This window comes from Sphingomonas sp. Ell38C01 (genome assembly GCF_055231975.1).
Genome location: NZ_JBUYVA010000001.1, coordinates 3,237,542 through 3,250,287, shown reverse-complemented (window position 1 = coordinate 3,250,287; position 12,746 = coordinate 3,237,542). Strand labels below are relative to the sequence as shown.

11 protein-coding genes are annotated in these 12,746 nt (G+C 69.3%); 5 read left to right on the top strand and 6 right to left on the bottom strand.

What is annotated here, in order from left to right; genetic code table 11:
• Nucleotides 1-9 precede the first annotated feature (9 nt).
• Nucleotides 10-2,391 carry a TonB-dependent receptor gene (locus tag ACV7NO_RS15390; protein ID WP_463406833.1) on the bottom strand — a complete coding sequence of 794 codons (2,382 nt, stop codon included), beginning with the start codon at nt 2,389-2,391 and terminating at the stop codon, nt 10-12.
• 176 nt (nt 2,392-2,567) lie between these two features.
• Here ACV7NO_RS15390 and ACV7NO_RS15385 point away from each other — a divergent pair, with 176 nt between their 5' ends.
• A complete protein-coding gene (locus ACV7NO_RS15385; RefSeq protein ID WP_463407374.1) occupies nt 2,568-3,782 on the top strand; it encodes a toxic anion resistance protein in 1,215 nt (404 codons plus the stop codon).
• Nucleotides 3,779-4,489 (top strand): HAD family hydrolase, encoded by a 711-nt coding sequence (locus ACV7NO_RS15380; protein ID WP_463406832.1) that lies wholly within the window; start codon nt 3,779-3,781, stop codon nt 4,487-4,489. Before ACV7NO_RS15385 ends, ACV7NO_RS15380 begins: the two co-directional genes overlap by 4 nt.
• A 149-nt stretch (nt 4,490-4,638) precedes the next feature.
• Here the strand turns inward: ACV7NO_RS15380 and ACV7NO_RS15375 are convergent, their stop codons facing one another.
• The gene (locus ACV7NO_RS15375) at nt 4,639-6,009 is read right to left on the bottom strand and encodes a sensor histidine kinase (protein ID WP_463406831.1); all 1,371 of its coding nucleotides are present in this window, start codon (nt 6,007-6,009) and stop codon (nt 4,639-4,641) included.
• A gap of 60 nt (nt 6,010-6,069) precedes the next feature.
• Here ACV7NO_RS15375 and ACV7NO_RS15370 point away from each other — a divergent pair, with 60 nt between their 5' ends.
• Nucleotides 6,070-6,315 carry a hypothetical protein gene (locus ACV7NO_RS15370; protein WP_463406830.1) on the top strand — a complete coding sequence of 82 codons (246 nt, stop codon included), beginning with the start codon at nt 6,070-6,072 and terminating at the stop codon, nt 6,313-6,315.
• Nucleotide 6,316: 1 nt separating this feature from the next.
• Here ACV7NO_RS15370 and ACV7NO_RS15365 read toward each other — a convergent pair whose 3' ends face one another.
• Together ACV7NO_RS15365 and ACV7NO_RS15360 are read right to left on the bottom strand one after the other, a co-directional pair.
• Nucleotides 6,317-6,979, bottom strand: a complete 663-nt coding sequence (locus ACV7NO_RS15365; RefSeq protein ID WP_463406829.1) for a response regulator transcription factor — start codon at nt 6,977-6,979, stop codon at nt 6,317-6,319.
• A gap of 111 nt (nt 6,980-7,090) precedes the next feature.
• Nucleotides 7,091-7,384: a PepSY domain-containing protein gene (locus tag ACV7NO_RS15360; protein ID WP_463406828.1), complete on the bottom strand. Its 294-nt coding sequence runs from the start codon at nt 7,382-7,384 to the stop codon at nt 7,091-7,093.
• A gap of 111 nt (nt 7,385-7,495) precedes the next feature.
• Between ACV7NO_RS15360 and ACV7NO_RS15355 the strand changes: the two genes are divergently transcribed.
• Nucleotides 7,496-9,277: an ABC-F family ATP-binding cassette domain-containing protein gene (locus tag ACV7NO_RS15355; RefSeq protein ID WP_463406827.1), complete on the top strand. Its 1,782-nt coding sequence runs from the start codon at nt 7,496-7,498 to the stop codon at nt 9,275-9,277.
• Between the two features lie 53 nt (nt 9,278-9,330).
• Nucleotides 9,331-9,807, top strand: a complete 477-nt coding sequence (locus ACV7NO_RS15350; RefSeq protein WP_463406826.1) for a GAF domain-containing protein — start codon at nt 9,331-9,333, stop codon at nt 9,805-9,807.
• On the opposite strand, the gene ACV7NO_RS15345 is transcribed toward ACV7NO_RS15350, so the two are convergent.
• Complete coding sequence (locus tag ACV7NO_RS15345) at nt 9,804-10,634, bottom strand: DUF815 domain-containing protein (protein ID WP_463406825.1); 831 nt, start codon at nt 10,632-10,634, stop codon at nt 9,804-9,806. The two genes, ACV7NO_RS15350 and ACV7NO_RS15345, sit on opposite strands and share 4 nt — an antisense overlap.
• A gap of 50 nt (nt 10,635-10,684) precedes the next feature.
• A complete protein-coding gene (locus ACV7NO_RS15340) occupies nt 10,685-12,712 on the bottom strand; it encodes a tetratricopeptide repeat protein (protein WP_463406824.1) in 2,028 nt (675 codons plus the stop codon).
• Between the last annotated feature and the right edge of the window lie 34 nt (nt 12,713-12,746).

The following is a 12,746-nucleotide window of genomic DNA, read 5'->3' as shown; positions in this document are numbered from 1 at the left end:
CCGATCGCGTCAGAACTTGCCGCCAATCTCCACCCCGTAGAAGCGCGGCTCGCCCGCGATATAGGTCGGCACGCCGAATCCGCCGCCGGTGTTACCCGCGTCGATCAGGTAGCGCTTGTTGAGCAGGTTGCGGGCGAATCCGCCGATACGGTAGCGGCCTTCGGCGAACTCGACGCCCGCGCGCAGGTTGACCAGGGTATAGCCGCCCTGGCTGATGTCCTGCCGGTTGGGCAGCTCGAAGAAGACCTTCGACTGGTAGGTCGCCGAGGGCACCGCGTAGAGCGTCGCGTTGGTGCCAAGCGGCACCCGCAGGTTCGCACCCGCCGATGCGGTGTATTTCGGCTGGAGGCGGAAGCGGTTGCCTGCGAACACGCCGTTCGACGCGTCCTTGCCGATTCCGCCGTCGATGAACGCGAAGCTGCCGAAGAGCTGGAGCGCCTGGCCGAGGCGCAGGTTGCCTTCCGCCTCGACGCCCAGATTCTTCGCCGAGCCCGCGCTGCGCGTCGTCGTCACGCCGTTCTCCGTCACCGACACCTGGAACCCGTCATAGGTCTGGTAGAACACGCCGAGCGAACCCGACCATGGGCCGTAACGCCCCTTCACGCCGCCCTCGTAGTTCCAGACGATCTCGTCGGGAACGACCTGCAGGTTGGGGACGACGCCCGCGACGGTGCTGCTCGCGGCGAGCTGGACGACCGCGGAGCGGCGCCCCTTGCTGACGGTGCCGTAAAGGTTGATCGCATCGGTGACGCGGTACAGCGCGTTGAAGCGCGGGAGGATCGCGGCGAAGCTCTTTTGCGCCTCGAACTTCACGTTGTTGGTGTTGGCGGTGCCGAGCAGGCTGGAGCGCACGCCCAGCGCGGCGAGGATCGTCGAATTGGGCTGGGTGGAGGAATAGCCCGACTGGCGATCCTCGATCAGGATGCGTGCGCCTGCGGTCAGCTCAAGCTTCGGGGTGGGGATCCAGGTGCCGTCGGCGAACATCGACCACGTGTCGTTGTTGCCGAAATTCGTGAAGACCGCGGCGTACGGGATCTGCGTCGCGGCGCCGCGGGTCAGCACCGCGGTGGCGCGGGTCGCGGGGATCGTGCCGTTCGCGGCGACGCAGCCGGTGCCGGTCGCGATGCCCGCGAGGTTCAGGTTCGCGCGGATCGCGGCGAAGGTGGGAGTGACCGAACAGGCGAGGTAGGTGCCCTCCTCGGTCGAGAACGGCACGCGCTGCTGGTTGTTCTCGAAGAAGGCGTTCCAGCCGAACGAGGCGCGCCAGGTGTCGCGGGTGAAGGCGAAGCGGCCTTCGTGGCTCCACTGGTCGCCCTTCGCGTCCTCCGCGAATTCCAGATACCAGGCGGGGCCGCCATCGGCGTCGAACACCTCGTTGCTGTCGAAGCGGCGATAGCCGTTGACCGTGGTGAAGGTAACGCCCGGCGCCAGATCGACCGCCAGCGTGAAATTGGCGTCGTAGACGTTGCGATCGAGACCCAGCTTCGAGCGGCCAAACACCTGCTGGCTGAACGGCGAGCCCGACAGCTCGGCATAGCCATAGTCGCCGGTCTGCCCGCCGGTGGGGGCGAAGGCCCGGCTCTTGAACGCGGTGCCCGGATTGCGCTGGCCGTCATAGGTCAGCACCAGATCTGCGGTGACCGCGTCGTTCGGGGTATAGCGCAGCGAACCGCGCAGGCCGCGCTGGTTCTGCCCGTTCAGGTCGTGCTGGTCGATCCGGCCCTGGTTCTGGTTGGGTACGTTCGGATCGCCCGCGATGTTGCGAACATAGCCCTCGCGATATTTGTACGCATAGGCCAGCCGGCCCGCGAGCACGTCGTTGCCGAGGTTGATATAGCCCTGCGCCTGCGCGCGGTTGTAGTTGCCGTAGGTCGCGGTGATCCCCGCCTCGGTCCCCGGCTTGGGCACCGCCGATACGATCGAAACCGCGCCGATCGCGGCGGCCGTGCCGAACAAAGTCGCCTGCGGGCCCTTCACGACCTCGACCCGCTCGAGATCGAACAGGTCCTGATACGCGCCGCGCGACCGCGAGATGTCGACGCCGTTGTAATAGAGCGTGACTCGCGCGCCCTGCTGCGACGATCCCGAATCGGAGGTGATGCCGCGGATGACGAAGCCCGGGTTGTTCGCGCTCTGCTCCTGGATACGCAGCCCGGGGACGTAGAGCGCGACTTCGGACAGCGAGTTGACGCCGATCTCGGCCATCCTCTCGGCGGTCACGGCGGTGACGGTCAGCGGCACGTCCTCGATCTTCTGCGCGCGCTTCTGCGCGGTCACGACGATGTCGGTGCCTTCGGCCGCGACGTCGGCGGGTGCGGTCTGCGCGAGGGCGACGGGCGACAGGCAGCAGGCGAGAACGGCGAGCGATGCGCCGGCGTGGAACCGCTTCATGGTGGTGGGACCCCTTTTGTGTTCGTTGCCCGCGCGCTAGCCCCGAGATGTTACGGTTCCGCGTAGCGCGGGCTCCGCCATGGACAGCGACCGTTGCGCGTATTATCTATGCAACACACTTGAACCGCGGGTCCGCGGGCGCGATGATAGGCGCCACGCGACTGGAGATCGATACGATGGCGACTACCCCGGAAACCGTGACGGCGCCTGCCGCCCCCGCGCTGGTGCTGACCCCGCCCGAGCCCGTTCCCGTCGTCGCGGCGTCGCAGGCGTCGGGGCTGGTGCCGGTCGATCCGGGCACCAAGTCGAAGCTGGAGGAGAAGGTCGACGGGTTCGTCGCGCAACTGGTCGCGCAGGACGTCAACTCGCCCGAATTCGGTCGGCAGGTCGACGCTATCACCGCTATGGGGGGCAAGGAGATCCGCGACGCCGCGGGCCAATCGAACCGGTTCCTCGATCGCCCGGTGCGCGCGATGGACAAGGATACCGGCGTCGGTGCCGATCTCGCGCAGCTGCGCCGCATCATCGAGGATCTCGATCCCGGCAAGCGCGGCAACCTGACCGCGCCGCAGAAGCTGTTCGGGATCCTGCCGTTCGGCAACAAGATGCGGAACTACTTCGACAGCTACAAGTCGAGCCAGACGCACATCGCCTCGATCCTCAAGAGCCTGGGCTCGGGCAAGGACGAGCTGCTGATGGACAATGCCGCGATCGATACCGAGCGCGCGAACCTGTGGACCGCGATGGGGCGGCTCGAACAGATGATCCACCTGTCGAAGACGATGGACGAGAAGCTGGAGGATAAGGCGAACGAGCTGGACCACACCGATCCCGCCAAGGCCAAGGCAATCCGCGAGACCGCCTTGTTCTATGCGCGCCAGCGCACGCAGGACCTGCTGACGCAGATGGCGGTGACGGTGCAGGGCTATCTCGCGCTCGATCTGGTCAAGAAGAACAATGTCGAGCTCATCAAGGGCGTCGACCGCGCCTCGACGACGACCGTCTCGGCCCTGCGCACCGCGGTGACGGTGGCGCAGGCGCTGACCAACCAGAAGCTGGTGCTGGAGCAGATCACCCAGCTCAACACCACCACCGCGAACCTGATCGACTCGACCGGCAAGCTGCTGCGCGAGAACACCGCGCGGATCCATGAGCAGGCGGCGTCCTCGACGATTCCGATCGAGACGCTCCAGCGCGCGTTCCAGAACGTCTACGACACGATGGACGCGATCGACACGTTCAAGCTGAAGGCGCTCGATACGATGAAGACGACGGTCGGCACGCTGACGACCGAGGTGGAGAAGTCGCGTGGCTATATCGCGCGGGCCGAGGGCGCGCAGCAGAACCGTGTCGCCGCGCCCGCGGACCAGTTCAAGCTGGAGTCGCTGTGACCTCGACCGAGACCGACCACGCCGTCGCGGACGCGCGCGCGGTGCGCGACCGGGTGACGGGGCGCGACGTACAGCTGGAGAGGCGTCGCCCGCGCGCGCGCAGCGGCGGTACGCTGGCGCGTCGCGTCGCGATGATCGGGGGCGCGAACCTCGCGATCCTGGTCGTCGCGATCGTCGTCGGGATGGTCGTGCCGCTCGGGATGTTCGGCGCGCTGGCGGTGATGCTGGCGATGCTGGTCGTCACCTGCCTGATCGCGTTCGCGCCGACCGCCAAGCCCGTCACCTACGAAAAGCTGCGCGAGGCGGACGTGCGTGCGCTGCCGCAGCAGACCGAGCGGTGGCTTGAGGCGCAGCGCCCTGCGCTGCCTGCGCCCGCACGGACGCTGGTCGATGCGATCGGCGTGCGGCTCGACACGCTCGGCGCGCAGATCGCCGCACTCGATGCGGGCGAGCCCGCGGCGGCGGAGGTGCGCAAGCTGGTCGGCGAGCAGCTGCCCGAGTTCGTTCGCGAATATCAGAAGGTGCCGCCGACGCTGCGCGCCGTCGAGCGCAACGGGCGGACGCCGGACGCGCAGCTTGTCGACGGGTTGAAGGTGATCGAGCGCGAGATCGCGGAGATGACCGAGCAACTGGCGCAGGGCGACCTCGACAGCCTCGCGACGCGGGGACGGTATCTCGAGATGCGGTACAAGGGGGATGAGGGGTAAGGGTTGTATCTAGCGCTGCCGTACCCCGGCGAAGGCCGGGGTCCAGTCTCGGCGCAACGCGCCGAATACGCTGTCGCGTATGATTTTTGATGGAACTGGGCCCCGGCCTTCGCCGGGGTACGATTGTGCTATTACGTGGCGACGTGCGCTCAGCTCGCCGCCGGCAACCTGAGCCGGACCATCAGCCCGCCCAGATCCTCGCTCTCCTCGAGCGCCACCGTGCCCTCGTAGATTTCCGCCACGTCGCGCACGATCGCGAGCCCCAGCCCGGTGCCGGGCTTGCCCGTATCGAGCCGCACGCCGCGATCGAAGATGCGGACGCGCTCCTCCTCCGGAATGCCGGTGCCGTCGTCCTCGATCAGGAATTCGACGAACCCGGCCTGCGCGCCAACCGTGACGAACACGCTGCCGCCGCCATATTTGGCGGCGTTCTCGATCAGGTTGCCGAGCATCTCGTCGAGATCCTGCCGCTCGACATGGACTTGCAGGTCGCGCGGGCCGGTCACGTCGATGCGGACGTGGCGATAGAGCCGCCCGACCGCGCGCTCGACCGATTCGAGGCTAGGCCACACCTCGGCGCGGCTGTGCGCCGACCCGCGGCGCCCGACCGCGCGGGCGCGCGCGAGGTGGTGATCGACCTGCCGCCGCATCGTGCGCGCTTCGCGCACCACCGTTTCCGCGAGGTCGTCCGCCTGCGCGGTCGCGGCGTTCATGATGACGGTCAGCGGCGTCTTGAGCGCGTGCGCGAGGTTGCCGGCATGCCGACGGGCTTCCTCAGCCTGGCGCTCGTTATGCTCGACCAGCGCGTTGAGTTCGTCGACCATCGGCGCGACCTCGAGCGGCATCGACCCCGCGACCTGGTTCGAGCGGCCCGCGCGCATCCGTGCGATCTCGGCGCGGACCTTCCTGAGAGGCCACAGGCCATAGAAGGTCTGGAGCGCGGCCATCACGATGAGTCCGAGCGCGAGCAACGCGAAGCTGCGCACCAGCGTCCGTCGGAGTGCGGCGATCTGGGCGTCGAGCCCGACCCGGCTTTGCGCGACCTGGAAGCGCCAGCGGATCGGGGATCCCGGCAGCGTCACGTCGCGCTCGACGATGCGCAGCTTCTCGTCCTTGAACTGCGTGCTGTCGTAGCTGTGGACACTGCGATCGTCGTGCGGCGCGCCATAGGCGAGCTGGCGATCCCACAGCGAGCGCGACGGGAACGCCTCGCGCCCCCTTGCCGAGACCTGCCAATAGAGCCCCGAATAGGGCTCGAGAAAGCGCTGGTCCGCGGGTTCGCGATTGAAGATCACCTCGCCGTCCGGGCCGATCTCCGACGAGACGATCAGCGCGGTCAGGACATATTCGAGCTGGTCGTCCGCGTTGCGGGTCACCGCCGAGGCGAGCACCCGGTCGAGCGCGAAGCCGCCGCCCGCCAGTAGCACGCTGATCCACAAGGCCGCGACCAGGATCATCCGCCGCGACAGCGAGCCGGTGCGTCGTGCGGGCTGGCGGGGCAGGGGGGCGGTGTCGGTCATCGCGGCGTCCGGAACGCGCACCCGCGATGGTCGTTGAGGCGGGCGACAGGGAGAGCCGCCATGCGCCGCAACGTTCCGGCATATCTACTCGCCGCGATCTTCGGGTCGCTGCTCAGCATGAGCGGGGGCTGGGCGCTCGGCGCCTATGCGACGACGGGGATCGAGCCATATGGCGTCGGGCTCCACGCACCGCAGGCGACCGCAGGGTCGTCGACGTCGCGCCCACTCGACGATCCGTGGAGCGAGCCGACGCTGCGTGCGCAACCGGACGGAGAGGAAACGCCACGCTACGCCTCGCTCGACTGACTCAGGCCGGCTCGTCGAGGCTGTAGCCGAGCCCGCGTATCGTCGTGATGACGTCCTGCCCCAGCTTCTTGCGGATGCGCGTGACGAATACCTCGATCGTGTTGGAATCGCGATCGAAATCCTGGTCGTAGATATGTTCGATCAGCTCGGTGCGGCTGACGACCTTGCCCTTGTGGTGGAGCAGGTAGCTCAGCAGCTTGTATTCCTGAGCGGTCAGCTTCACGGGCTCGCCCGCGCGTGTCACCTTGCCACTTCGCGTGTCGAGGCGCACGTCGCCCGCCGTTAGCTCGGACGAGGCGTTGCCCGAGGCGCGGCGGATCAGCGCGCGCAGCCGGGCGATCAGCTCCTCCGACTGGAACGGCTTGGCGACATAATCGTCCGCCCCGGCATCGAGCCCGGCGACCTTGTCCGACCAGCTGTCTCTTGCGGTGAGCACCAGCACGGGCATCACCTTGCCTTCCTTGCGCCAGCGATCGAGCACCGTCAGGCCATCGATCTCCGGCAGCCCGAGATCGAGCACGACGGCGTCGTAATTCTCGGTGCTGCCGAGGAACAACCCCTCCTCGCCATCGGTCGCGAGATCGATCGCGTAGCCGGCGCCTTCCAACGTGTTCTTCAACTGTTGACCGAGGCTGGGTTCGTCCTCGACGATCAGAACGCGCATTCTTGTCTCCTTCGGAGGGCGGTGCCGGCCCGCTCCCCCACCCCGCCTCCCAGACATGATGCCGATGGGGGGCGGGGTGGGGGAGCGGGCCGGCACCGCGAGTTCATCGTATCAACGCCCGGTGCGGCCGATGACGTCGCCCGAGCGGCCATCGACGTCGACCCAGATCACGTTGCCATCGCGCAGGAACTTGAGCGTGTAAATGGCGCCGCCCGAATCATAGTCGAACCCCAGATACTGCGCGCCACGCATCGTCGGCACCACGCGGCGCTCGATATCCTTGATCGACAGGATGCGGCCCTCGCGCTTGGCCTGCCATGCCGCGATGCTGTCGCGCTGCTGGTCGATCGGCTGCGCCGCCGCGGGGCCTGCGATCAGGACGGGCAGGATCAGGAAAGGGGCCATCGGCATCTTCATGAGGGTTGGCATAGGCAGGCGGCATTGAACAGCCTGTGAATGGCGACGTCAGCCCCGCGTAACTTGCGGGCAGGCGCGGCGTTCCCTAGGTGCGCGGGCATGGCAGCCCCGATCCTATCCTTCGAAGACCTCGGCCTCGTTCAGGGATCGGGGTGGCTGTTCCGCCATCTCGACATCCATGTGGGCCCGCGCGACCGGCTCGCGCTGATCGGGCGCAACGGGGCAGGCAAGACGACGCTGCTGCGGCTGATCGCGGGCGCGATCGAGGCGGACGAGGGGCGGCGCGTGATCGTGCCGGGCACCCGCGTCGTCTATCTGGAGCAAGACCCCAGCGTCGCGGGGCATGCGACGCTCGCCGACTATGTGATGGCGGGCGACGACGCCCCGCTCCAGTACGAGGCGGAGGCGATCGCGGGGCAGTTGGGGATCGACCTGACGCGCGAGGCGGCGTCCGCCAGCGGGGGTGAGCGCCGCCGCGCCGCGATCGTCCGCGCGCTGGCGCAGAACCCCGACGTCCTGCTGCTCGACGAGCCGACCAACCATCTCGACATCGCCGCGATCGAGTGGATTGAGGACTGGCTGAGCCGCTACAAGGGCGCGTTCATCGTCATCAGCCACGATCGTACCTTTCTGACGCGGCTGACGAAGCAGACGCTGTGGCTCGACCGCGGATCGCTGCGCCGCGCGGAAGTGGGCTTTGGCGGGTTCGAGGCGTGGACCGAGGCCGTCTATGCCGAGGAACAGCGCCAAGCGGAGAAGCTCGACGCGCGACTGAAGCTGGAGGAGCACTGGCTGCTGCGCGGCGTGACCGGGCGGCGCAAGCGCAACCAGGGGCGGCTGACCAAGCTGCACGCAATGCGCGCGGAGCGCGCTTCGATGATCGGGCCACAGGGCGCCGCCGCGCTGGCGGTGGGCGCCGACGACAGCAAGACGAAGGTGGTGATCGACGTCGAGCACGTCTCCAAGGCGTACGGAGAGCGCCCGATCATCCGCGACCTGACGCTGCGCATCACCCGCGGCGACCGGATCGGGATCGTCGGGCGCAACGGCGCGGGCAAGACGACGCTGCTCAAGCTGCTGACCGGCGAGCTCGAGGCGGACGAGGGGAAGATCAGGCGCGCGAAGACGCTCGACGGCATCGTCATCGACCAGCAGCGCAGCCTGATGGCGCCGACCAAGACGGTGCGCGACGTGCTGGCGGACGGCGGCGAGTGGATCGACGTGCTTGGCGTGCGCAAGCATATCCACGGGTATCTCAAGGAGTTCCTGTTCGATACGAACCTGGTCGACGCGAAGGTGGGCACGCTGTCGGGTGGCGAGCGCTCGCGGCTGCTGCTGGCGCGCGAGTTCGCGCGGGAATCGAACCTGCTGGTGCTCGACGAGCCGACCAACGACCTCGATCTCGAGACGCTCGACCTGTTGCAGGAGGTGATCGCGGATTATGGCGGCACCGTCCTGATTGTCAGCCACGATCGCGACTTTCTCGACCGGACGGTGACGGTGACGCTGGGGCTCGATGGCTCCGGGGCGGTCGACGTCGTCGCGGGTGGCTACGAGGACTGGGAGCGCAAGCGCCGCGCGGTGCGAGAGCCGTCGAAGAAGGCGGCGGCCAAACTGACCATGCCCGCGCCCGCGTCGCCGTCGCGCGCGAAGCTGACCTACAAGGACCAGCGTGACTACGATCAGCTGCCCGCACGGATCGAGGCGCTCGACGCACAGATCGCACGCGACGAGGCGGCGCTGGAGGCGCCCGATCTCTACACGCGCGACCCGGCGGGGTTCGAGCGGCTGATGGCCGCGCTCGCCAAGGCGCGCGACGAGAAGGACGCGGCGGAGATGCGCTGGCTGGAGCTGGCGGAGACGGTCGAGGGAATGGGGTAGCCGATTCGCCTTGTCGCATCGCCCGCGCTATGATCGTTCCATTGGGGGGCATCATGGTCGATGACGTCGTCGTGCAAGCGATGGAGGATGCGGGTGATTCGCGGATCCTCGTGCTGCTGGAAGATGTATGCCGGATCACCGGCATGGGCTTTGCCGCGGTCGCGCGGATCACCGACACGCGCTGGATCGCGGCGCAGGTGGTCGACCGTATCGACTTCGGGCTGAAGGCGGGCGACGAGCTCGATCTGAAGACGACGATCTGCGACGAGATCCGCCAGACCGGCAACGCGGTCATCATCGATCATGTCGGGCGCGAGGAGCATTGGCGCACGCATCCGACGCCGATGATGTACGGCTTCGAAAGCTATGTCTCGTTGCCGATCGTGCTGGCGGATGGTCGCTTTTTCGGAACGTTGTGCGCGATTGATCCCGAACCGCGCGCGCTCAGCGAACCGGCGATCGTCGCGGCGATGCGACGGTTCGCGATCGAGCTCGCGGTCATGCTGTCGTCACGGTTCGAGCACGCCTAGGCCCTTTCGAGGGCCACCCCAGCGCGCCCCGCCAGATCCACCACATATTGCCACGCCACGCGCCCCGATCGGCTGCCGCGCTTCGTCGCCCACTGCACCGCCTCGGCCGCGTCGAAAGGCAGGGCGTAGCGTTCGGCATAGCCGCGGACGATCGCGAGATACGCGTCCTGATCGACGACGTGGAAGCCGAGGCTGAGACCGAAGCGATCGGCGAGCGCGAGCTGGTCGTCGATCGCGTCGCGCGGATTGATCGCGCTTTCCTGTTCGGCGATATCGCGTGGGATCAGGTGGCGGCGGTTCGAGGTGACGAGCAGGCGGACGTTCGCCGGGCGTGCCTCCGCGCCGCCTTCGAGAAGCGAGCGCAGCGCTCGGGCGTCGGCGGCGGCGTCGAAGCCGAGATCGTCGAGGAACAGCGCGAAGGCGCGCGGCGCGTCGGCGATGCTGGCGAACAGCGCGGGCAAAGTGTCGAGCCGGTCCGCGGCGACCTCGACCAGTGCGAGCGCTCCGCCCGCTGCCTGCACCGCGGCGACCGCGGCCTTGACGAGCGCGGACTTGCCGGTGCCGCGCGCGCCCCACAGCAGCACGTCCTGCGCGGCATGCCCCGCCGCCAGCCGCTCGAGATTGGCGACCAGCGCGCGCTTCTGCGCGTCCGCCCCGACGAGCAGGTCGAGCGGGAGCGGCGCGAACGCGCGCGCCGCCGCCAGCGCGTCGTCGCGCCAGACATAGGCGGGGTGCGCGAGCGGGTCCGCGGCGTCGGCGGGGGGTGGTGCGAGGCGTTCGAGCGCGGCGGCGATGCGATCGAGCGAGCGGGCAAGCGTGTCGTCCATGCGCGACGGGTTAGGCCGGATCGCGCGTCCGCGCTACCGGTCGCGGGCGATCAGCCGAGCGACGTGAGCAGCGCGGCGGCGGGTGCGCGATCGGTGAACGCCGGATCGGCGAGCAGCCGCCCGATCACCGCCTTCGCGCTGGTCGCATCGCCCGCCTCGGCGAGGACCTGCGCGCGGTGCCATGCGATGCCGGTGTCGCCGGGCGCCAGGCGGGCGGCCTTTTCCAGGAGCTGTACGGCACCGCGGAGGTCGCCTGCGGCGTAGCGGGCCCAGCCATAGGCGTCGACCACGCCGGGGTTCATCGGTGCGAGCCTGTACGCGGCGCGGGCGTAGCCGCTCGCGACCGCGCCATCGTCGTCACCCGCATACGCAAGCGCGAGTTGCGCCAGCAGCCCGGAGTCGCGATCACCGAGCGCGGCGCGCAGGCTTTCGAGCGTCTCGATCGCGGCGTCCCAGTCCTGCGTCGCGAGCCGGAGGGTCGCGGCGACGCGTCGCGCTGCCACCGATTGTGGATTCTGCCCCAGGAACAGCGCGAGCGCCTGCGCCGCCCCCGCCTGGTCGCCAGCGCGCGCGCGGGCATCGACCAGGCGGAGCATCGTCGGGGTGTCGAAACGTAGGTCGGCGGCACGGGCATAGGCGCGCGCGGCGTCGGCCATGCGGTTCGCCGCGGCGAGGGTGTCGCCGACGGTGAGTTGCGCGTCGGCCGATCCGGGGTTGGCCGAAACCAGCCGGTCCGCCTGCGCGAGCGCGCCTGCGGCGTTGCCGCCCACAAGCAGCGCACGGATATAGGCGACGCCTGCTGCGATGTCCCCGGGTGCCTCGCCGGCGGCGCTCGCCGTGACTGCGATGCCATCGGCATCGGCGAAGGCGAGCGGGGAAGGGGCGGCGGGGCGGGCAACGCGATCGAGATAGGCGGCGGCCCAGTCGCGCTGCCCCGTCGCCTCGAACGAACGCGCGACGATGCCGAGCGTGTAGCCGTCGGCATCGCTCCGCAACGCCGCCGGGCGGAGCGTGTCGAGCGCGCCCTGCGCATCGCGTCCGCGGAGCAGCGCTGCACCGAGCAGCCGTCGCGCGACGAGGTTCATCGGTTGCCGTCCGACGAGCTCGCGCCATTTCACCGCTGCCTGTTCGTAGCGGCCCGCGGCATAGTCGATCCCGCCCGCGACGAGCAGCCGCCCGGGGACGCCGTCGAGCGCGGCGCCGGTCTTCGCCAGCATCGCGCCTGCCAGTTCCCACCGGCCCGCGCGCGCCGCCATCACGGCTTGCAGGTACAGCGCGCGCGCACTGCCCGGTCGCGCGAGAAGCGCCTTGCGCGTGGCGGCCAGCATGTCGATGTAGCGGCCGAGGTCGCCAAGCGTCGCGGCCTTCTCGATCAGCGCGGGGTGGTAATAGGCGTCGCGCGACAGTGCGGCGTCGAACCATGGCAGCGCGGCGGCGAGGCCGTAGCGCGAGCGGACGATCTCACCCTTCAGCACGACCGCGTCGAGATTGCCGCGGCGAAGCGTAAGCGCGCGGGAGGCGGCCTCGTCCGCGCCGGTGATGTCGCCGCTCGCGAAGCGGACGCGCGCGAGATCGGACCAGGCGAGATCGTCGGCGGGTGATCGGGCAATAACCTGACGCAGGGTGTCGGTCGCATCGGCATAGTCGGCCTGATCGCCGAGCGCGCGGGCGCGCACGCGGGCGGCGTAGAGCGCGTAGCGCGGGGGCGCGCTGTCCGCCTCGTCGAGCGCCTGATCGGTCTGGCCCTGGAGGAGCCATGCGTGCGCGAGCAGGTGGTGGGTACGCTCGATCGGGAAGCCGGTGGAGCGTGCGCGGGTGACCTCGCCCTCGGCGGCGTAGCCATCGCCCAGCGCCAGATGCGCGCGCGCGAGCACGGCGTGCGCGAGGCCCCAGTCGGGCTGTGCCTGCACCGCGATCGCCGCCTTGTTGCGCGCCGCTGAATAGTTGCCGGCGTCGAGCAGCGCGACGCCCTGCGCGAGTGACAGCCGGGCATCGGGCGGGGCGGGGCGGAGCGCGAGCGCGACGACGCCCGCGATCGCCAGCGCGCCGATCGCGAGCGCCAGCCAACGCCAAGGCATCCTGCGGCGGCGGCGGACCGGGCGCACGGGGCGG